Genomic DNA, 21,271 nt, shown 5'->3' on the forward strand with positions numbered 1-21,271 from the left:
TTAATTTCTGTGATAGAGGTAGTTATTAACAAAAAATAACTTTAAATACAGCATATTAGTTTCATTTAATTAGACTGCGCTTCATATTTTTGTTTGTATCTGTTTAATTAAACATCAGAACTTTCGAGTACGAATAAATCCAAAAAGAGCGAGCGAACATAAATCAACCAACAACAACTTTGTTATTACTGAGAATGCATAGTGAATAACAACAATTTTGGTTGAATCTGTGGAGTTATGAAGGTGGTTTGGGCTATTGGTTAAAGAAGTTCGCTAAAATCAATGCAAACAAAAAGGGTCTAGATTTCTCTAGACCCTTTTAGGTAATAACGCTTGGTGGCTTGATGTTGGCTAATTAAGCAAACATTAGCTAATTACTCGAAGTATTAGCTAGCCACACGACATGATTATGCGTCGATGTAAAAAGCTTCTACAGTGCCTTTTAGAGTAATAAGCATTGGCTGACCAAAACGATCTAGCGCTTTTGGAGAAGGGATCTTAACCCAACCTTCGCTGATGCAGTATTCTTCAACATCAGTACGCTCTTTACCATTTAGACGAATGCCGATTGGGTATTCGAAACACTCAGCAACGTGGTGTGGGCTGCGTGGGTTGCCTGCAAGATGATCTGGTAAAGCTGGTCTTGAATTAGTATCGCTCATGTTCATTACCTGTATGTACGTAAATAAAAAAAGTGCGTCATTCTAGTCAATATAGGCTTTGTGCTCAACAACTGCTGCAATAAATCGTCTTGATCGTTTTAATCAACAACTAGTTGTTTGATTTAAAGGCGATATCGGCATGAGTTTCAACGAAAATTTAACAGGTTTATGCATTATGGATGAAAGGGAGAAATTCATTACTCGAACGGCAGATAAACTAATATCAGGCTTTTATTCCGAGCTTATCGATTAAGCTCAATACTCATCACTTTATGGTTCGGTTCTGATTCGATATTTACGATTGACCAACCTAGCCCTTGGTAGAGACCCATGATATTGGTGTACGCGTAGAGTTGAGTTTGCACTGCAGAAGAAACCTGTCTGACACCACGATTAATCAGTTCACTGGCAATGCCTTGACCGCGCCATTGAGGGTCGACAAACACAGCGTTGATCCACACTACATCACGAACTTGGTGAGGTTCTTGAAAATAGGAATACGCCAAGCCACCAATGACCACATTATCGCGAAGTACTGTTATTACTGGAGGGAGTTGTACGTTTTCTTTATATGTATCTTTAAACTTGAAATCAGACCATTCACTTTGAAATAAGCCCTCTAACTCATGCCAATAAGGTGAGTTTTCATCGCAATTTCTAAAGATTACTTTCTGCATTTTTCCGTCCTTTTAAAGAGAGTAATTCGGCTATCCTAGCCTTGTTTAATCTAAGTGTAGGTAAAGCTACTCTTCTTCGTCGTAATCGTCTGCTGGGTCTTGATTAATTTCTTCGCCGCATCCTAGGCATTCACCTTGCAGATCCGTAGGCATCACAATAATCAAACCACAATGAGGGCAAAGATCGCCTTGTTGAAACATCCTGTATTCCTTCTACTTAATGGCTATTGCTTAGGATATTTTTGCTTACTCGCTTCTAGCCAGTCGTGAATCACTTGGCGAGCGGATTCCGACGGAGGTGCATTTCGTTTTCCGCAGATTTGGTCTATTTCAAAAGGAAATGCTTTGCTCGGGACGCGGCGTAAACCTATGGTTAAACGCTGAGGTTTGAGCATGCGGAACACCACATAACGATCGCTCATGATTCGGTTATGATACACACCAATACAGTGCTTCTGCTCTATGCCTTCGTGTTCAAGATCGTAATAATCAGTAAGTGGATGAATATTGTCATTGCCGAGTAAAGGAACGGGATAAAGAATGTCTTTATCCATTGGGCGATTACCCTCCAAGCGGCGTAATTGGCGCTGTTCCGTCCAGCGGTCATGCAGTTGTTCAAACATCGCAAAAGAATTCTGGCTGGTAATCGCGCGCAGTGGATCATCCATTTCCAAATCTTGCCCTAGCAATATCGCATCTTGGAACATCGCCATCTTCGACGGTGCATTAAGTCTGCCCTCTTCCACCATCGCAATGCCCAATCGACTGCCGGTTAGAAATGGATGAACTTGGTCCAAACGCAGGGCTGTGTATCCAACTTTTGAGTAATGCTTAAACTTAAGGACTCGTCTTTGCAGCGGTTCGAGAATACGAACAATGTGGTCGAGTTCATCACCAACATTGTAATGAAGCTCTAGCTTGTCGATGAATTTGAGTGTCGCCTTGCTGCCGTCTAAGCCCAACTTGGTAAGGATCTTCTTCTGCCCTAAGCGACTTAGTGCCAGTGCTTTCTTGTTGTCGACACTGTATTTCATGCAGATCAAAGCCAAAATAACAGGCCTTAATTCAAGCAATTGCGCGGCTTCATAAGTATTCGCAGCAAGCCACAACATCTGGTATTGGTATTCTGGAAAGTCGTCGGTGATTTCACGATAACGCGCAGGTAATGAATTTAGCCAACGACCATTCACGTCAAACTGTTCAACAAGGTTGAGGCTCAGCCCAATGCCTCCATCAAGCGGTCGTCTACCATCTTCAAACACATGAAAGCCGACGAGCTTTTGAGACCAGTCTCGGATCTCAATATCGTAGTCGAAACCTAATGTTCGAGTGGGAATGGTTAGTAGTGCTGTCATTGATGCCTCTTCGTTATTGGCGCATTGAACTATCAAGCCTATCTAACAGCATAAGCTAGCGCTTCAACCACTATATCAACCTTTTGTAAATTTCTTACCAATCAAAGCGATATAAATACGATAGTGCTTAGAAGAACATTGAATGATGATTTTACGGAATATGAGATCTCTTCGATATCATTTGCGTCAACAGAAACTATGCTTGTTACATAACTCACAACAAGAGGCTTTAATTATGGATTACCGACATATTCTGGTCGCACTTGAACTGTCTGACGACACCAAGATTCTCATTGATAGAGCGACCTTCTTCGCTGATAAACTGGAGGCTGGCATTTCATTTGTTTATATCGATGGTACGCATGGAGAAATTTATCCAGAGCTCGTTGATATTCAGGGAAATGACGGTGATTTACCCATCAATGAAGATGCCGTTAAGCATTTGAAAGAGTTTGAAGCCTACGCCAAACACCCAATCAAGCACATTTTCGTGGGAACGGGTGATTTGAACGATAAGCTCAAAAATGCCATCGAAGCAAACGGCGTTGACCTATTGCTGTGCGGCCATCACCATGATTTTTGGCATAAGCTCATCTCCCATTCTAAACAGATCATCGATACTTCCCCTATCGATATTCTCGTTGTTCCAATGGAATAGAAGCTCCAGTTCGACACTCAAAAATAACCGGCATTGCCAACCTCTATCGGTATTATTGGTTGGCTTGATATCCTCTTCAACACACTCATCCTGATCGAAATCTCCTATTTCCCACTTAGAGTAGTCATTTGTGATCTTGTCAGCCTATCAACTCGTAAGCGTCTAATAATTAACAAATCACGTCATTTCGATTTGAATCAACGTACTGAAATGTACGACCCAGACCATGCCTTCATCAATCAATGGACAGGCGGTAACGCAGTCACAACAAGCCTCACAAACCAGGACGCATTATGAAATTTAAAACGGTACGACTTGTATTAGGTGACCAACTCAACATTGAGCATTCATGGTTTAGACAGGTTAACGATGACGTTATTTACATCATTGCTGAGCTAAAACAAGAAACAGATTATGTTGCCTCTCACGTTCAAAAAGTGGCCGCGTTTTTCTGTGCGATGGGTTACTTCGCTAACGAACTCAAAGAACAAGGTCATCAAGTACTACACCTTACTCTTGACGACACAACGCAATTTGAAAACCTAGACACACTTTTAAAGCACTATGTACACGAATTCGGCGCAGAGAAATTCGAATATCAAAGGCCAGATGAATATCGCCTCTTAGAGCAGATGAACAAGCTCAAGCTGACCAATGCGACCAAAGGTTGTTGTGATACAGAACACTTCCTCTTTCCATTCGAGGAGATAGAACAACAGTTTCCAAAAGACAAACACATCATGATGGAACACTTCTATCGCCGAATGAGAAAACGTTTCGACATTTTGCTAGAAGACGGAAAGCCCGTTGGCGGAAAATGGAATTACGACGCGAACAATCGAAATAAGCTCAAGAAACAAGACATCGAAAACCTACCTCAGCCGCTGATGTTTACCAATGATATAACCGACATTTTGCAACGTATCGAACGTCACCAAGTACAAACCATTGGTCAAGTCGGCAACCAGTTACTATGGCCGGTGAACCGCGCACAAAGCTTGTCTCTACTCGCTCATTTCTGCCAAGTCTGCTTGCCGTTATTTGGGCAGTTTCAAGATGCGATGACGACAGAGCACGACTCTAAATGGAGCTTGTATCATAGCCGTATATCGTTCTCGCTGAACAGTAAACTGCTGAGCCCTAAAGAAGTGATTGATGCAGCACTGTCGGCCTACCAAGCATCCTGTCTTCGAGACAGCTCACCAGATAAGCCAAGCATCGATATTGCACAGGTCGAAGGATTTGTACGCCAAATACTGGGGTGGCGAGAGTACATACGCGCCGTCTATTGGGCAAACATGCCTGCTTACGCCAACAAAAACCATTACTCAGCACATAATAACCTGCCCCATTACTTTTGGGACGGACAAACCAAGATGAACTGCATGAAGCATGCGATTGACCAGTCTCTTGAGTTTGCTTACGCGCACCACATCCAAAGGTTAATGATCACTGGCAACTTCTGTTTAATCACGGGTATAGACCCTGACCAAGTCGACAGTTGGTACCTCGGTATTTACGTCGACGCGATTGAGTGGGTTGAAATGCCAAATACGCGAGGTATGGCACTGTTTGCGGATGGCGGGATCGTAGGAACCAAACCATACTCTGCCAGCGGTTCCTATATCAACCGCATGAGTGACTACTGCAAAGGCTGTCACTACAAGATAAAAGAACGCAGCGGCGAGCAATCTTGCCCTTTCAATAGCTTGTATTGGCGCTTTATGGACCAGCACCGCGATGCGTTAAACCGCAACCCACGTATGGGCATGTTATATCGCTCTTGGGACAACATGGATGAGCAATCACAACAAGCGATTCTCGATACTGCTGAACAACGAATCACAAACTTGGAGAACTTATAATGGTGGAGCAACTCAGATTACACATATTGGTGGTCGGTGGGAGCGGCGGTATTGGTTTCGCTGTGGTTAAACACCTATTATCTGAGCTCTCTCGGTTTGATTTTCTTGATGTGCATGTAGACGCGACTTACCACTCTCAACAGCCGGAACTAGAAAACAATCGCTTGACCTGGCACAAAGTCGACGCGACCAATGAAGCTGATATCAAGCGTTTGAGTTCTGAGTTTGAACAACTTGATTGGTTGATCAACTGCGTGGGTATGCTCCACACTCCAGATCTTGGACCGGAGAAAAACTTGTCGTCCATCGACCCTGATTTTTTCCTCAAAAACATCTCTGTGAACACCCTACCGAGCTTATTATTGGCAAAGCACTTCACGCCGATTCTTAGAGCGAGTGACAATCCAAAATTTGCTGTGGTATCCGCAAAGGTTGGCAGTATTTCAGACAACAGATTAGGCGGTTGGTATAGCTACCGCTCATCGAAAGCAGCCCTAAATATGTTCATCAAAACCATGTCGATCGAATGGCAACGCACCATTAAGAAAGGCACCGTGTTGGCTCTGCACCCGGGCACGACAGACACAGCTCTGTCGAAGCCTTTTCAGACCAATGTCCCTGAAGGTAAGTTGTTTGAGTCAAGCTATGTCGCCCATCAGTTGGTCGATATTATTCGCACTGCCACACCGGATAACAGTGGGCACTTCTACGCTTACGATGGTGAACAGTTAAATTGGTAGTTGATACGAGTGTCCGTCTTTCATTAGTGCTAAAAAAGAAAACACAACAGAGTTGAAGCTCCATTGGGTTTTTATTTAGAAAGAACGCCTCTGTTTTAAAAGGCGTTTGGTTGATATCTAGCTAAAGATCAAAACTGATCATCACGATTATTCAGCCCAATTGAACTTAGTATCGTCAACACCTTCTTTCTCTTCTTTAGCTCGCTCGCGTCGATGTTGTTCTTCAATTCGCGCAGCGTCTATCTCTTGCATGATGGCTTCGATATCAGCCAAGTCGTCGGTTTCCGTAAACTCACCCGTCAGTTTGCTGTCTGGCTTCAAGTCGCCTTTCTCGTACAGCGCCCACATTTCCTTGGCATACTCGGTTTTTGCCAGTTCAGGAGCAAACTGAGCGTAATAGTCACGGATGTTATTGATGTCACGAGCCAGCATCCACTCAGCGTTGTTGTTAGCCGAAGCGTCAACCGCTTGTGGTAGGTCGATAATTACTGGACCGTACTCATCCACCAATACGTTGAACTCAGACAAGTCACCATGGATCAAACCAACACACAGCATTTTAACTACGTAAGTCATCATCACGGCGTGGTCTTCGATCGCTTGCTCTGCTGACATCACCACATCGTTCAAACGTGGTGCAACGTAACCCTCATCGTCAGTGACCAGCTCCATAAGCAGTACGCCATCAAAGCAACCATAAGGGACAGGCACACGAACACCCGCTTCTGCCAGTTTATATAAGGCATCCACTTCAGCACTTTGCCAAACCTTTTCTTGTTGTTCACGACCAAAGCCAGAGCCTTTTTCCATCGCTCGAGCGCGGCGGCTATTTCGGACTTTTCGGCCTTCACGATACGCGGTCGCTTTTTTGAAGCTGCGTTGGCTTATTTCCTTATATACCTTGGCACAACGGATCGTATCGCCGCAGCGCACAATGTACACCGATGCTTCTTTGCCACTCATGAGTTGGCTTGTCACCTCGTCGACTAAACCGTCGTCAACTAAAGGCTGTATTCTTTTAGGTATCTTCATGGCGCCTTTATACATCACTTATCTTACAGATAGAAATATTAACTTGAGAAATGAATGACGAAACGATTAAAGGATCATCAAAATTACGACAAAGGAAAGAAATATTGGAGTTAACGGGTTTAGATCATGAGGATTGACCTGATCTATTCAGATTATGGGACTAAGACTTATTACGACGACAACGTTCAGAACAGTAGATCACGTCATCCCAACAGCGCTGCCATTTTTTACGCCATGCGAAAGGCTTTTGGCAAACAGGACATATCTTAGTCGGTAAATGGGGTTTCTTGTGCATGGCCGTTCCCTTCTTGAAGCATCCACTTCCTGCGTTTACTAGAGATTCCCTATTACGCTCGTACCTCGCTTTAGGGAATGACGAAGGTAATGCGAACAAATCTAGATTCCCTATTACGTTCGTACCTCGCTTTAGAGAATGACGAAGGCAATACGAACAAAGCCTAGTTCTCTATGACGTTCGTTCCTGACTTTAAGGAGTGACTGCGTAGTGATTTGTGACTACTCCCGACTCCGTCATCCTCGAGAAGGAGGAACGACTGAGTCGGGGATCTGCTTCATCTAGCTCTGTTTCTATTTCTGCGCAGATAAATTTAGCAAGAACCAAAGTAACAACCTAAGCGACAACCTTGTACTGCTTCTCCATCTCACTCACACCTAAGCCAGAGTGTTTTGTCACTTTAAGCTGAACGGGCACTCGCTCTTTCAGTGCTTCAACGTGGCTAATGACACCGATCATCTTGCCTGATGCATTCAAGTTATCTAACGCGTTAAGGGCAATGTCCAATGTGTCACTATCCAACGTGCCGAAACCTTCATCTAAGAACAGAGAATCAATACTGGTTTTGTAGCTCACAAGATCAGAAAGCGCTAATGCCAACGCCAAGCTCACCAAGAAGCTTTCGCCACCTGATAACGTCTTGGTATCACGCATCACATCGCCCTGCCATGTGTCGAGCACTTGCAGTTCTAAACCATCGTCGGCTTTGCGTTTAAGCTCGTAACGACCATGCAAACGCTGTAGCTGCTTGTTCGCAAGGTACACCAAGTTTTCCAACGTTAAACCTTGGGCAAACTTACGGAATTTATCGCCGTTCTTAGAGCCGATAAGTGAGTTCAGACGTGAAATATCATCAAACTCGACTTGTTGCTCGTCGATCTGCTTAAACAGATCTTGCTGATTGCTGCGGTTCTGGCTATCCGTTTCAAGATTGGCAGAAATTGCGCCGATCTTGGTTGCATGGCTTTGTTGTGCGTTTTGACACTCAGTCGTCGCTTCTTCAACTTGCTGTTGGTTTTGCTCTTGCCATGCTTTCGCATTTTCGTGATTTAGTAGATCCACTTGTGTCGCTTTGGCGGCGTTCAACCTAGCTTGCGCACTGACAATCGCTTCGTCTAAAGACTTCTTCAGGCTTTGAAGTTGAGTTCTAACCTCTTCATCTAACAACGCTGCTTCAAAATTAGCCTCATCTTCGAACGGGCTAGTTTTCAGCGCTTCTAACCAAGCATTCGACGCTTGTGTGTGACTGAACTGCTTGCTGACTAACTCGTCCGAGAAACCAGTGTGTTTGGTTTGCTCGGTTCGATGTTCAAGTTCGCTGCGGTTAAGCACTAACTGCGCGGCATCAAATGCATTTACTGCTTCAGTGACTCTTTGCTTCATCGCATTGCTGGTGGCTTGAATGTCTTTGTCACCAAACAACTCTGTTCTTTCAGCCGTTACACGAGTGAGTTCTAACACTAAAGACTCACTCTCTTGCGTCAGTGTCGCGAGCTCTTTCTCAACACTGCTTAGCTTGTCGTCTAACGTTTTCAATTCGGCATTTTGAGTAATCAGTTGCTTCTCAATATCGGCCTGTTGCTGTTTGGTTTGCTGCCATGTGCTTGATGCTTGCGATTTCGCAGTAAACCAATCATCGATATGCTCAAGTTCAGGTGCTTCGATAGAAGTTTGAACAATGCTCTCTTTCAAAGCGTTCCATTGCTGGCCTTTCGCTTGAGCTATTTGAGTCACTTGCTCGTTTGCGACTTGGTTTTGCTTATTCAGATCCGCTAAGCGTTGCTCGGCCAACTCGAGATTCGATTGTGCCTTGTCAGCCATAACACTTACAGACAGGCGTTGTTTCTCAGCTTCGGCATAATGCGCTTTAGCATCACTCAACGCTTTGAGTTGCTGTGAGATCTGACTTAGTTGAAGTTCACACTGCTGAGCAAAGGTCGTAACCGTAGCTTCATTTCCTAAATCGTTAATCGCTAGCAGCGCCAGTTCAGGAGCCGTGCCAACAAAATCCGATAAATTCTGTTGAAGCTTGCCGACAACGCCTTGCCAATTCAATTGAGCCTGCTGAATATCCGCTTGCGCACGTTGAATATCATCGTTCAACGCTGCAATCATAGGGGCAAGAGAATCTAACTGCTGACGATGCTCTTGGCCTTCTTTTTTGATAGCCGTTAGCTCTAGGTTTTCCCTATCTTTTTGAGCAACCAAATTTGCAATGTCTTGCGACTGTTCAACCGAATGGTCTGTTGAACCACACAGTGGGCATTCAGACCCAGATTCTAGAGCTGCACGGTATTTCGCCAATTCGCCTTCTTGATCAATCAAACGCGTTAATCGCTCAAGCGAAGTCTCTCTCTCTTTATATCGTTCCACCAGCACTTCACGCTCTTTCGAAAGCTTGTCGACCAACTGGGTGTTGGTTTGATGTGCCTGTGTTTTTGCGTGCAGCTGTTGTTGGGCATTTAGGAAACCACGATTGATCTCGAGTAATGAGTGCGTATTGCGATTCCAAAACTCCAACAGATCTTTTTGCGAATTCAACACTTGCTCGCTAGTGTTGCCTTGCAAGGCTTCCCACTGTTGCTTTGCACTACTCTCGAGAACAACCAATTCAGCTAAAGTTTTATCTTGCGTTGCTTTAGCATCTTGCGCGGATTTGATGATCGTTTGCTGTGCATCAACTGCAGACAAAGCTTGCTTCGCTGAATTCAACTGCTCTGAATGCTGGCGCTCTAGAGTACGAACTTGCTCGACCTTTGCTTGCCACTGACCTAGGTATTTTTCCAGATGTTGGTCAGCTTGATGCGTATTTAGGTACTCAGTGCTGAGTTTATCTTGTTGCTTCAGTGCATCTGTTTTTTGGACTAAAACAATCTGTTGATTACGCTGCTGCGTATGTTGCTCGTTAAGCGTATTCGCTGCACTAACGGCCGCAGTTTGCTTATCTTTGAGTACGGCAATTTGGTTATCTAACGGGCGAACCTGCTCGATGATCTTCTCTTGATCCTGCTGTTCGGCTTTTACCTGTTCGACAATCGCACTGCTTTGAGTCAGTTTAGTTTGCGCGTCTTGCATTTCTGCATCACGAACGGCAAGTAACTTGGTGCTGTTATCTAGGTGAGCTTGAGTAGTGTTCACCTCTTGTTCGCAACGCTTTAAATCTTTGTGTACTGGACGCAGCTTTTCAGCCGGCTCACTGTTTGCCAAGCGCTCTAGTGACGGTTGGTTACGGTCTAGTTCATCTTGAGCGGTTTTCAGATCGAGCTCACTGGACGCAATAGTTTGCTCAGCTTTGGTCACGTCTTTCCACCAGCTAAGATGCACTTGCCACTCTTTTAATTGCTCGGCTAAACGCTTCTGCTCTACTTCTAGCGTTTCACGCTCTGCGGTCAGCTCTTTGATTTGCTCTTCAGACAGTAAGCTCACACCTTCAGCTTTCGCTTTAAGTTGATTAAGCGACTCTTCACTCGACTTAAAATGATCGTAGATACGCTCTGAAATCAGGCTATAAACTTCTGTTCCCGTCAGCTCTTCAAGTAGCTCTGCACGGTCGTTAGCATTGGCATTTAAGAACGCCGCAAACTCACCCTGAGACAACATGATGGATTTAGTGAAGCGTGAGAAATCGAGCCCTGTAACCTGCTCCACCAGCTTGGTCTTCTTGGTCAACATGGTCTCTAAGACTTTGTCGGTGTCCGCATCGGCAAACTCGCACGTTGGCGTTTGCAATGCGCCATCATGTTTGCCACGCGCTCGCTTTTGGTGGAAATTAGATCGGTACGTTTTACCTTGAACTTCAAATTCCAGTTCAGCAAAACACTCACCCGTGCCACGCGTCATTAATTCGTTGTTGCCTTTAGCTATGCTCTTTAAACGCGGTGTGCGGTGGAACAATGCCAAACAAATCGCATCAAGAATGGTGGTTTTACCCGCCCCTGTTGGGCCAGTAATCGCAAACAGACCATTTTCTGCAAACGGTGATTGGGTGAAATCGAGCTTCCAACGTCCTTTCAAAGAGTTCAGGTTTTCAAATTCTAGGCTTAAAATCTTCATACTGGTTACTCTTCTACTTTGTTTGGCGCTTGAGCGCTCTCAGACACTTCAACCATCACTTGTTTAAACTTCACCGTCATGCGCTCTAAACGCGCTTTTTCAGAATCCGTTTCAAACTCTTCTAAGGCAATACGCTTCGTAAACACGTCCATCGGGCTCAGTTCAGATAAGGTCTCTGCCGACTCTTGCTCTAATGCTTGATTACGACGCTCTCTTGCTCGGCGCAGTTGAAGTACTTCCACATTCAATCCTTCGGTCAGTGCGCGCATACGTTCTTGTAGATCCGACAAGTAATCTTGCGCTTGCACTTCTATCGATAACCATACGCTTTGGTCGCTATCTAAACCTATGTATTGGTTAAGCTGAGATTCGATCTCGCTCAAGTCGCCTTTGATTTCAGCTAGAGGTTGGAATGTGGGAACAGGCAATTGAGAAATTGTGCGCTCACCTTCAACAAACTCAACAACACACACTTGTTTCTGAGACTTAAGTTCATCAAAACTTAGTGGGATTGGAGAGCCGCAGTAACGAATGTATTCACGCTTTGCCACCACTTGTGGGCGATGGATATGACCAAGTGCGATATAGTCTGCGTCTGGGAAGCCATCAGCGGCGAAACCATCAAGGTTGCCGACATAGATATCACGCACAGAATCCGATTGTTGAACACCCATCGCAGTTAAGTGGCCGGTAGCGATGATCGGCATGTGCTCGCTGTTTGCAAACGTCGCGCGCTTAGCAACCGCCGCATCATAAACACTTTGATAATGCTGTTTGATTGCATCGCCGAGTTGCTTCTGACGCTCAACGCCAGTGACACCCGCCTGGCTCATCAACACATCGCGAGGGCGAATAAAAGGAATGGCACAAACCAGCGCTTCTACATCGCCGTTCTTACCTTTTAGTTCGACAACCTGAGTCGCATGATCTTCATTGGTGTTCGGAATTACGTCTGCGCCCATGTACTTCAGTAATTGCTGTGTCTCCTTCAACACAGACACCGAGTCATGGTTACCACCTAATAACACCAATTGGCAACCGATCTTGTTCGAATCGACCACAAACTTGTTATACATCTCACGAGCGTAACTCGGCGGTGTACTGGTATCGAAAATGTCGCCAGCAACAATGATCGCGTCGATGTCGTGCTCTGTAACTTGCTCAAGTAACCATTGTAAAAACCGTTCATGTTCATTCTTGCGGCTTTTATTGTAGAAGTTTTGGCCAAGGTGCCAATCGGACGTGTGAAGAATCTTCATTGCTGCTCACTGGAAGTCTGTAATACCTTTAATCTACCAAAATAGTCGAGATAATTCCCTTTTATAAGCTTGTGAAAACCAACTAATTTCAGGCTTTGGACCAACTCCGCCCATAGCGTGACCAATCGTTATTTTTGACATAAAAAAACCGCTCAACGTTAGAGCGGTTTTAGGTGTCCATAGCTTTAGCTTTAAGCTATTTCACAGAGGTCGTCAAAAATTGTACGAAGCGCCCAGAGTTACTGTGCTAAACGCTACATCACGGCTTTCGGGCCGAAGAATTCGATATTTACTGCATCTGCTTGTGAGATTAAACGTAAGGTTAGGCTTTCTACTGGCGTGTATTCAACACCTATACCAAAATGGAAGCCTAATTACGCGCAGCTAGACAATCAAAGATATTGCAATAGATGCCATGATCACGCCAACGACAAATTCCAACACCTTCCACGCTCTCGGATTCTTAAACATTGGAGCCAAGAAGCGAGCGCCATATCCAAGTGAAAAGAAGAACACGAATGACGCCGATACCGCCCCAGCGCCAAACAACATTTGATCCGGTTGATATTGAGTTGAGATAGACCCCAGCAATACCACAGTATCCAAATACACATGCGGGTTAAGCCAAGTGAACGCCAAACACATCGCAATCGCTTTGGTTAATGAGTCTTTAGTTTCTGCCGTGGCTTCTAAGGCGTGGTTTTCGGTAAATGCTGATCGGAAGCTTAAGAATGAATAGACACCCAAAAAGATAGCGCCACCATAACGGGCGAACTGCTCAATTTGTGGGAACTGCTTAACGATTGCGCCAAAGCCCGTCACGCCAAAGCTAATCAGTAAGGCGTCAGAAATGGCACATACAGCACAAACTGCCAATACGTGTTGGTTCTTAAGCCCTTGCTTTAAAACAAACGCATTTTGAGAGCCAATCGCAAGAATCAGCGAAAGGCCAAGGGAGAAACCTGCAAAGTAAGTCGACATCTAAGGCTAGTCTCTTAACGCAACTCAATACTCATAAACTGGCTGTGCGGGTCTAACACATAATCAGCAAAGGGTTCACAGTATCCGAAGCCAAACTTTTCATACAGGTTACGCGCAGCCTTAAAGTAGTCTTCTGAGCCGGTCTCTAAACTGATTGTTTGATACTGGCGGGCGGTTGCTGTATCCAATACGTGCTGTAAAAGTTGGCTGGCAACACCTGACTTTCGAGCAAACTGTGAGGTTCTCATCGATTTGAGTTCAGCGTGTTGGGTATTTAGCTCTTTAATGGCAACACACCCAAGTAGTTGGCTGTCTTTCCAAGCACTGAAAAAAGTAATCTCTGGTGACTTGAGCCCATCTAGATCCAGTGCATGAACGCTTTCGGCTGGCGAAGTGGCGTACATATCAGCGAGGTGCTCTTCAAGTAATTCAATGACTTCCCCACCCGACAAGTCATCCACCTTAATTTCTATTGAAGCACTGCTTTCCAATGCTGTTCTATTTTCCATTGAACCCTGTGCATTTATTGCTGATGTCATTGTTTCAACTCTCCTTGTTTAGTTCGCTTATTTAGCTTGAGTGATTTGGTTTTTATCAACAGCCCACTTTCCTGAATTGTTTCCTTTTCAAGAACTCGGTTTGAATCAGTAAAATTACTGATTAATCATAAAATTATAAATGTCACACTGGGTTTACCTAGATACCATATTTTTCCTATCTCGTCTCGTGATAAAAGCGTTCCGCAAAGCCCGTATGGTCGCTGCATTGAGGGAGCAACACCTGTTTTAGTTAACGAATAAGTAGTCAGGGCAAAGTGAATAGCGATGACACGCGTACTGATGTTGTTGGCAGCTTAAACATCCCTTTAAACGGTCTCATTTAAAACGACCATAAGTTAGAAAATAAAACGCTTTCATTGATCGAATATTTGATTGCGATTTTCCAATTTCGGTATATGATGCGCCACCCTAATTTTTCAGCTTATGCTGCAGGCAAATATGTCCGCCAACGCACTCTATACCGACCTATCCGGTTACTATGATTTAATGTGTGTAGATATTGACTACCAAGCGCAAAGTAACTGCGTACGTAGACTCCATCAAATCTTTGGAAATGAAGGAAAAACACACCTCGACTTAGCTTGTGGCACTGGCCCACACGTTCGTCATTTTATTGATTTCGGTTACCAAAGCGGTGGCCTAGATCTTAACAAGCCGATGTTAGATATCGCAGAAGTTCGCTGCCCGGAAGCCAAGTTCTCAGTACAAAACATGAGTAACTTTGAGGTCACGGAACCACTCGATCTTATCACTTGCTTCCTGTATTCCATCCATTACAACGATGGCCTTGAGAAGCTTAAAGAGTGTATTGAAAGTGTGCATCGTGCGTTAAAGCCAGAAGGTATTTTCTGTTTTAACGTGGTTGATAAAGACAAGATCAGCAACGACCTGTTTGTTAGACACACAAAAAACCAAGACAAAGACGATTTCACGTTCCGTTCTGGTTGGTATTACTCTGGTCAGGGTGATAAGCAAGCGCTAAAGCTTAGCATCGAAAAGACGACTGCTGGTGAAACTCAAGTGTGGAATGATGAACACCCAATGGTGGCATTCTCGTTTAAAGAGTTAATCGAGATATTGAAGCCCTACTTCGAGGTTAATATCTTCGAGCACGATTACGACAAGCTGATTCCTTGGGATACTCAGTCCGGTAATGCGCTGATCACATGTGTCAAAATCTAGATTAATAGATAAACGGCAAATTAAACCAAATCTATAGATCAAAAAAGAACCCACACTCGCCATTCTCCTTTTAGAGCATCAGCCAGTGTGGGTTCTTTTGTATCAAGCTATCAGTTACTGAACTCTAAATTAGAAGTCCGCTGTCATACCTACGTAGTAAGTACGTGGCTCTTCAACATAGCCCATGCTCTCTAGCTCTTGTGATACAGCTTCGTCAGTTAAGTTCGTGATACCTGCACGTAGTCGTACTGAAGCATTCACGTTGTAGACAGCACCTAGGTTCAGCGTTGTGTAAGCGTCTTGAGTTAGATCGCTTTCGATCTGACGTTCACCACGGTAACGCGCACTCACGAAGGTACTTAGATCGTAAGTTGGGCTCCAGTTCAGTTTAACTAACCCCGAATGCTTGTAACGCTCAAGTAATTCGTCACCAGTAGACTTATCTTCAGTGTCTAAGAATGTGTAATTACCAGACACACCCCATTCATCAGTAATTTGGAATTGGCCTGTAAGCTCAGCACCTTGAACTACAGCCTCTGATACGTTTGTATAAGTACGCTTACCATTCACATAGCCAGTTGAGCTTGAACTATCAGCGCAACCTTTACCCGATTCAAACACTCCGCCGTTCTCACAATAGGTTTCATCACGATCAATTAGGTCGTTGATTTCATTTCGGAATAAGGCACCTTCAACATTCCAACGAGGTTGGCTATAAATCGCAGCGATCTCATAGTTCAAGCTGGTTTCGGGCTTAAGATCTTCATTACCATGTAAATCACATACGCCTTTACAGCTATTAACTGTGTAGTCTGTCTGATTTTGAGTCAATGTTGGTGCTTTAAATGCTTTACCCACACCACCCTTGATGATCAGGTCATTCGTTGTTTGATGAACCAAGTACACACGTGGGCTGAACTCTTCACCGTACAGTTCATGCTTATCTAAACGACCACCAATGGTTGCCGTTAGTTGATCCGTCATTAACCATTGGTCTTGAACAAATAACGCACCTTGATAAGCTTCAGATGTACCATTGACTAAGTTTTCTTTGTTGGTTAATTCACTCAACTGGTAGTCCATACCAAACGTTACGGTGTGACTATCACCAAGATAAGTGGTCGCCGAAGCTTCAACAATTTGAGTCAGTTCTTCGATGTCACTGCTATAGTTAGTATCTGAGTCCGCAGCATCATTATCTGTCACATTTTCACGTGAATAACGTACTTGCGTGTCACCCCAGCTCCAAAAACCACTATGTGTGATCGCTTGGCTCTGACGTACAACACGTGTGTCAGACTCAATCACAGATGATACGTTTTCCGCAGATGACTCACGTTCGTCGTCACTGTAACCAAAATCGAAATCAATGGTTTGGTTGTCTGTTGCATTCCATGTCAGGCTCGCGAGTAAGCTTAATGTCTCTCTTTCTTCTAACGCAGTAATGTCTGAACGATCGTAACCAGAGCTATGCGTACCAGAATAGGGTTGCCAAGCATCACGGCTAGTTTGGTTAACAGATAGGCGAGCAAACAACTCGTCTTCAATCAACGCACCAGATGTCGTGAAGCCCATCGAATACTCTTCCCCTCCATCACCATCAAGTGGAGATGAAGTGTCCATGCTCAGTGTAGAGCTCCAATCGTTTTCTGGAGCCTTAGTGATGATGTTGATTGTACCGCCCATACCATCTGAACCGTAAAGTGCAGACATTGGGCCACGGATTATTTCAACACGTTCGATCGAATCAGCAGGAATCGTTGATAGGTCGAAGTCGTTACCACGGATGATGGCACTTGCAGAGCTTAAACGACGACCGTTCACCATGATAAGAGTGTAATCTGAATCCATACCACGAATAGAGATCATCTGACGGCCAGCACGTGTGCTATCAAAATCAGACTCAACACTCGTTGATTCGGCAACGATGTCTGCCAAGGTAATACCAGGGCTGTCTTCAATGTCTTGCGCGGTGATAACCGACATTGAAGCTGGCGCTTGTTTTAGTGCCATCTCGGTACGAGTTGCCGTAACAACCATTTGCTCATCTGTTGCTTGCGCTTCTTCTTGCGCCAACACGTTAGCTGAAAGTGAGGTACAAATAACAGCGACTGCGATCGAAAGGGGTTTACGAACCAAAAGAGGTTTGCGAATCAAAAGAGATCTCTCAGACATGATATTCATTCTTATATGTGATTGGTAATGATAATGGTTTGCATTAAACAACCAACTACCACTCTTATCAACGAAAGTTTCATACCAAAAATCGATTCTCGTTATTCACCATTCAAATAATGAAAGAGATCTATATCCAACTCGATAGGTATTCGTAATTTTCATTCACCCTGCAGATGGATTATGTATAAAGCTCTTTGAATATATTGCGAACCCAGCGACACATCGGGTCGTTATGAAAGCGCTTATGCCAGTATAAGTAGACGTCTTCTGATGGGTGGCGCAACGCTTTAGGCACGCGTTTACAAACAAGATCTCTTTGCGTAGCGGCTTGTTGAGCAAAAGGTGTCGGTAAATGAAAGATGATGTCGGTTGCTTCTGCCATATCCGGCGCGACGTTAAAATTGGAAAGCTGAATTGGAATGGACAGCTGGCGCTGCTTATCAATCAAGCCAAGATCTTTAAATCGACTTTCGATCGAGAGCTTCTTATCCCCTTGCAGTGAGATTTGACCAAGTTGGCTATTCAACAAGTCATCAACCGTGATCTCTTTGTCCGCCAAAGGATGTTTTTTACTCATCAGCAAACGGTAATCGCGGCTAATCACGAACATTCGATACAAATTTTGCTCTGAACTTAACGGCTCGTGGGTCGACAACACAAAGTGCGCATCACCGGATAACAGAGGCTCAAAGTGTCGTTTAGGAATCGAGTCGATATCAACAGTCATGTTTGGCGCTTGTTGACGTATCTCCGCAACTACCTTGGGCAGCAAGTGCGCGACATTAGGCACTAAACCAAAGAAGCGAACCGTACTGTCACTGCTTTGCGGTTCGAATACATCGCCATGTACCAGCTTTTCTAAACGTGTCAGTACCGAATTGAGATCTTGCTTAATGGCTTCTGCTTTTGGCGTTAACTCATAGCCATAAGCCGCTCGCACCAATAGATCATCATTGAAAACGGTACGCAGTTTTTGCAGAGATCGGCTCACCGTAGGTTGGCTCATATCCAGCGCCAATGCCGTGTTGGAAACGTGCTTCTCTTCAAGAAGGTGTTTAAGAATAACGAGTAGATTGAGGTCGACTTGAGCAAGATTCATTATGCAAATATTAACAATATATAAAATTCAATGTGCGCATAGTGCTATTTCTTAACATGTAATACAATTGATAATCACTCCTATTTTGATCTAGAGCAATATGCAGAGCAGAGTTTAAGGTTAAGTGGGTTTTAAAGCTCTAAGTCAGAACTGTTTAAACATAAAAAAGAGAGGCACAATGGCCTCTCTTTGATCGTCTACTTTATATTGCTAGCGTTGAGCTATCAGACTACAGCTTTGTCCAAGCATCTTGCCAGTATTGGCTATCTGCTGGAGCGTAAGACGCGCTTGCACACCATGCCGTGTATGGCCAAGGCTTACATTCGTACAAGCCATTATCGCTGCCGACCACAATGTCACCCGCTGCGTAGTTTGTGCCCGCTTCATATGGAGGGTAATCACCTGGAGGAGGTGTTGTTCCGCCACCGTCTTTAACAGCGAACGAATCGTTTACCATCACCATTTCACCGTCAGATGCTTTACCGACTACTTCAAGTGCATATTGCCCTTCCGCTACATCGTATAAGTCGATGGTAATAGCACGGCTGTCCGTTACGTTAACCTTAGTTTGCTCAACCACAGTACCTGCACTGTTGATCACCATAGCGGTAACATCTAATGCTTCATTTGATGTCAGTGTCAGATCTAAACGCACGTTGCCGTTATCTGGCGCATATTGTGATTGAAGTCCTGAAACCGAAAGCTCTAAGTCATCGCCCGGATCTGGGTTACCACCACATGAAGAGTCTGAAACTTTTCTCCAAACGCCCCACTCACCTGTTGTTCCTGGCTCTTCGCCGCGAGTGTACCAACCTGCTCCCCACGTTGAACCGTCATGAGATACTTGGTCACCTTCAACATAAACGGTGTCGGCATCCCATGCAGCAGCACAGTTAGAACCATCAGTTACAGATACCTTACGGTCAGCGGTTACAGTTTGGTTCGCGCTGTCTGTTACGCTATACACAAGTGTGTAGTTGCCGATTTCATTTACATCGACACTGCCAGTGTGTGTGATGGTGCTTGTCAGGTCGCCATCTTCTGCATCATTCGCCGTCACGCCTGCCATTGCATCAAACGCAGTTCCCAACACAACAGTCGTGTCAGACACACCATTAAATACTGGCTTCTGGCTGTAAACCTCTACCGTTCTCGCTTTAGTGGTTTCGTTGTTATCGCTGTCTTTCACTCGGTAAGTCAAAACGTAAGTGCCAATAACACTGGTTTCAACGTAACCTTCAACATCGATTGATGACGTTAGATCGCCGTCTTCTTTGTCTGTTGCCGTTACGCCATCCATAGGATCAAATGTTGTTCCGTGAAGAACACGCGTATTTTCGATACCTTTAAGAACTGGCTCACCCTCGACTGGTGGTGGCGTTACTTGACCGTGTACAAACGGGCCGTAGTCTTTAATGAACTGCTCGTTGTATTGTTGGCCGTTTTTGTTGGTGCCCATGTCCCAGTTGATAGACCAAGTCATCACACCACGTAGCGGTTGACCTTGCGCCGTTAGGCTATCAAATGCGTCGTATAAATCTTGTGGCTCTTGCACAAAACCGGTCGCTGCAGCATCAATACTTGAAGGAATACCAAACACGAGCTTGTCATGTGGGATCTTGTGGAAACCACGCGTTCCGTTGATAAGAGAATCAGAAATGTAGTAGATGAATTCTTCTTTTAACGCATCGTTGTTTTGAGCAATCCAACCCACGCCTTCAACCCAGATACCATCGCCACCTTGGTTGTAAAATTGTGGGTTAATCCAGTCGTAGTAGCCTTCTAGATTATCGATATAAGGAACGTACTTACCGCCTGTCGTTAGATACGGGAACTCAGGCGCCATTGTAATAAGGAAGTTTTTACCTTCTGCGCGGTAGTGATCTTTCACTAGCTTAAGTGCATCTGGAATCACGGTTTGGTTGTTTGCGGCGGTTACGGCTGCTTGTTCAAGGTCGATATCTAGGCCATCGAAGCCGTAACGCTCAGTTAGACGGATAATCTCATCAGCAAAGGCTCTTTCATCACCGGTTTCTAGCTCTACGTGTGCATCAGCACCACCCAAAGCCAACAGTACAGAGCGACCTTGCTTGTTGAGCTCAGAGATTTGGTCAATAAATTGTTCTTCTGAAAGCCCAATGGTTGGGTCCAGTTTAAAAGTTGGGATTCGACCATCAGCCACATCGTAAACCTTCATGAATGACACATTCACGATGTTGTACATTGGGTTCACTTCATCCAACGTCACACATGGCGCATTACCACCTTGGTAGCCGCCACCGTCACACCAGTTATGCCAATAGCCAACCACGACGCCAGAGTCTGGATTCGTCATATCTGAACCATTCGCATAAACAGCGCCAGACATAGCCGCCATGCCGACCGATACTGCTAATTGTAAAGCTTTACGTTTCAACATTAGTCCCACTTCCTTACTTAACAGCTGTGCCAATCACAACCGAACCAATTCATTGTAATCATGAATATTTATAGAGAAGTAATGGAATTTATAGGAAAAGATGACCTTTGATTTAACTTGTGATTTTAAGTCACAGATTGAATATCAGAATCAATATGATTTTGACTTTTCATTCAAATTGAAATGCTAAAAACTGTTATTTTCGGCTGAATGCATTGACCGTATAAATATTTAATCAACCTTAATTCACTAAGAT

The 21,271-nt window shown here is 44.5% G+C and carries 17 protein-coding genes and 1 pseudogene; 4 read left to right on the forward strand and 14 right to left on the reverse strand.

What is annotated here, in order from left to right:
• Positions 1 to 407 precede the first annotated feature (407 nt).
• The 4 genes from AB6E52_RS12425 to AB6E52_RS12440 form a co-directional block, all read right to left on the reverse strand.
• Positions 408 to 662: a DUF3297 family protein gene (locus AB6E52_RS12425; protein ID WP_017059204.1), complete on the reverse strand. Its 255-nt coding sequence runs from the start codon at positions 660 to 662 to the stop codon at positions 408 to 410.
• Between the two features lie 242 nt (positions 663 to 904).
• Positions 905 to 1,339 carry a GNAT family N-acetyltransferase gene (locus tag AB6E52_RS12430; RefSeq protein WP_017059203.1) on the reverse strand — a complete coding sequence of 145 codons (435 nt, stop codon included), beginning with the start codon at positions 1,337 to 1,339 and terminating at the stop codon, positions 905 to 907.
• A 66-nt stretch (positions 1,340 to 1,405) separates the two neighbouring features.
• Complete coding sequence (locus AB6E52_RS12435; RefSeq protein WP_017059202.1) at positions 1,406 to 1,540, reverse strand: hypothetical protein; 135 nt, start codon at positions 1,538 to 1,540, stop codon at positions 1,406 to 1,408.
• A 23-nt stretch (positions 1,541 to 1,563) separates the two neighbouring features.
• Positions 1,564 to 2,694: a PcfJ domain-containing protein gene (locus AB6E52_RS12440; RefSeq protein ID WP_102321008.1), complete on the reverse strand. Its 1,131-nt coding sequence runs from the start codon at positions 2,692 to 2,694 to the stop codon at positions 1,564 to 1,566.
• A gap of 235 nt (positions 2,695 to 2,929) precedes the next feature.
• Here AB6E52_RS12440 and AB6E52_RS12445 point away from each other — a divergent pair, with 235 nt between their 5' ends.
• The 3 genes from AB6E52_RS12445 (at position 2,930) to AB6E52_RS12455 (ending at position 5,957) form a co-directional block, all read left to right on the forward strand.
• Positions 2,930 to 3,352, forward strand: a complete 423-nt coding sequence (locus AB6E52_RS12445; protein WP_017063967.1) for a universal stress protein — start codon at positions 2,930 to 2,932, stop codon at positions 3,350 to 3,352.
• Positions 3,353 to 3,645: 293 nt separating this feature from the next.
• Positions 3,646 to 5,217 (forward strand): cryptochrome/photolyase family protein, encoded by a 1,572-nt coding sequence (locus tag AB6E52_RS12450; protein WP_102321009.1) that lies wholly within the window; start codon positions 3,646 to 3,648, stop codon positions 5,215 to 5,217.
• Positions 5,217 to 5,957: an SDR family oxidoreductase gene (locus AB6E52_RS12455; RefSeq protein WP_017070716.1), complete on the forward strand. Its 741-nt coding sequence runs from the start codon at positions 5,217 to 5,219 to the stop codon at positions 5,955 to 5,957. Before AB6E52_RS12450 ends, AB6E52_RS12455 begins: the two co-directional genes overlap by 1 nt.
• Before the next feature lie 147 nt (positions 5,958 to 6,104).
• On the opposite strand, the gene AB6E52_RS12460 is transcribed toward AB6E52_RS12455, so the two are convergent.
• From AB6E52_RS12460 to AB6E52_RS12490, 7 genes and pseudogenes are all read right to left on the reverse strand, one after another.
• Positions 6,105 to 6,989, reverse strand: a complete 885-nt coding sequence (locus tag AB6E52_RS12460) for a PA4780 family RIO1-like protein kinase (protein ID WP_029235559.1) — start codon at positions 6,987 to 6,989, stop codon at positions 6,105 to 6,107.
• A 160-nt stretch (positions 6,990 to 7,149) separates the two neighbouring features.
• Positions 7,150 to 7,284 carry a DUF2256 domain-containing protein gene (locus AB6E52_RS12465; RefSeq protein WP_081324519.1) on the reverse strand — a complete coding sequence of 45 codons (135 nt, stop codon included), beginning with the start codon at positions 7,282 to 7,284 and terminating at the stop codon, positions 7,150 to 7,152.
• Positions 7,285 to 7,620: 336 nt separating this feature from the next.
• Positions 7,621 to 11,337, reverse strand: coding sequence for an AAA family ATPase (locus tag AB6E52_RS12470; protein WP_102321010.1), 3,717 nt, complete (start codon positions 11,335 to 11,337; stop codon positions 7,621 to 7,623).
• 5 nt (positions 11,338 to 11,342) lie between these two features.
• Positions 11,343 to 12,596 (reverse strand): exonuclease subunit SbcD, encoded by a 1,254-nt coding sequence (gene sbcD, locus AB6E52_RS12475; RefSeq protein ID WP_102321011.1) that lies wholly within the window; start codon positions 12,594 to 12,596, stop codon positions 11,343 to 11,345.
• 213 nt (positions 12,597 to 12,809) lie between these two features.
• A pseudogene (locus AB6E52_RS12480) lies at positions 12,810 to 12,967 on the reverse strand (porin family protein); the annotation flags it as partial.
• Between the two features lie 13 nt (positions 12,968 to 12,980).
• A complete protein-coding gene (locus tag AB6E52_RS12485; protein WP_017059193.1) occupies positions 12,981 to 13,577 on the reverse strand; it encodes a LysE/ArgO family amino acid transporter in 597 nt (198 codons plus the stop codon).
• Between the two features lie 14 nt (positions 13,578 to 13,591).
• Positions 13,592 to 14,116 carry a GNAT family N-acetyltransferase gene (locus AB6E52_RS12490; RefSeq protein WP_017059192.1) on the reverse strand — a complete coding sequence of 175 codons (525 nt, stop codon included), beginning with the start codon at positions 14,114 to 14,116 and terminating at the stop codon, positions 13,592 to 13,594.
• A gap of 459 nt (positions 14,117 to 14,575) precedes the next feature.
• Here AB6E52_RS12490 and AB6E52_RS12495 point away from each other — a divergent pair, with 459 nt between their 5' ends.
• Positions 14,576 to 15,319, forward strand: coding sequence for a class I SAM-dependent methyltransferase (locus tag AB6E52_RS12495; RefSeq protein ID WP_102321012.1), 744 nt, complete (start codon positions 14,576 to 14,578; stop codon positions 15,317 to 15,319).
• 129 nt (positions 15,320 to 15,448) lie between these two features.
• On the opposite strand, the gene AB6E52_RS12500 is transcribed toward AB6E52_RS12495, so the two are convergent.
• The 3 genes from AB6E52_RS12500 to AB6E52_RS12510 all read right to left on the reverse strand — a co-directional run bounded on the left by AB6E52_RS12500 (position 15,449) and on the right by AB6E52_RS12510 (position 21,015).
• Positions 15,449 to 17,494, reverse strand: coding sequence for a TonB-dependent receptor domain-containing protein (locus AB6E52_RS12500; protein ID WP_102321013.1), 2,046 nt, complete (start codon positions 17,492 to 17,494; stop codon positions 15,449 to 15,451).
• 181 nt (positions 17,495 to 17,675) lie between these two features.
• A complete protein-coding gene (locus AB6E52_RS12505; RefSeq protein WP_017059189.1) occupies positions 17,676 to 18,596 on the reverse strand; it encodes a LysR family transcriptional regulator in 921 nt (306 codons plus the stop codon).
• Positions 18,597 to 18,825: 229 nt separating this feature from the next.
• Positions 18,826 to 21,015, reverse strand: coding sequence for an immunoglobulin-like domain-containing protein (locus AB6E52_RS12510; RefSeq protein WP_102321014.1), 2,190 nt, complete (start codon positions 21,013 to 21,015; stop codon positions 18,826 to 18,828).
• Positions 21,016 to 21,271: the final 256 nt, after the last annotated feature.

This window comes from Vibrio sp. 10N.247.311.13, from assembly GCF_041467595.1.
GTDB lineage: Bacteria > Pseudomonadota > Gammaproteobacteria > Enterobacterales > Vibrionaceae > Vibrio > Vibrio crassostreae_C.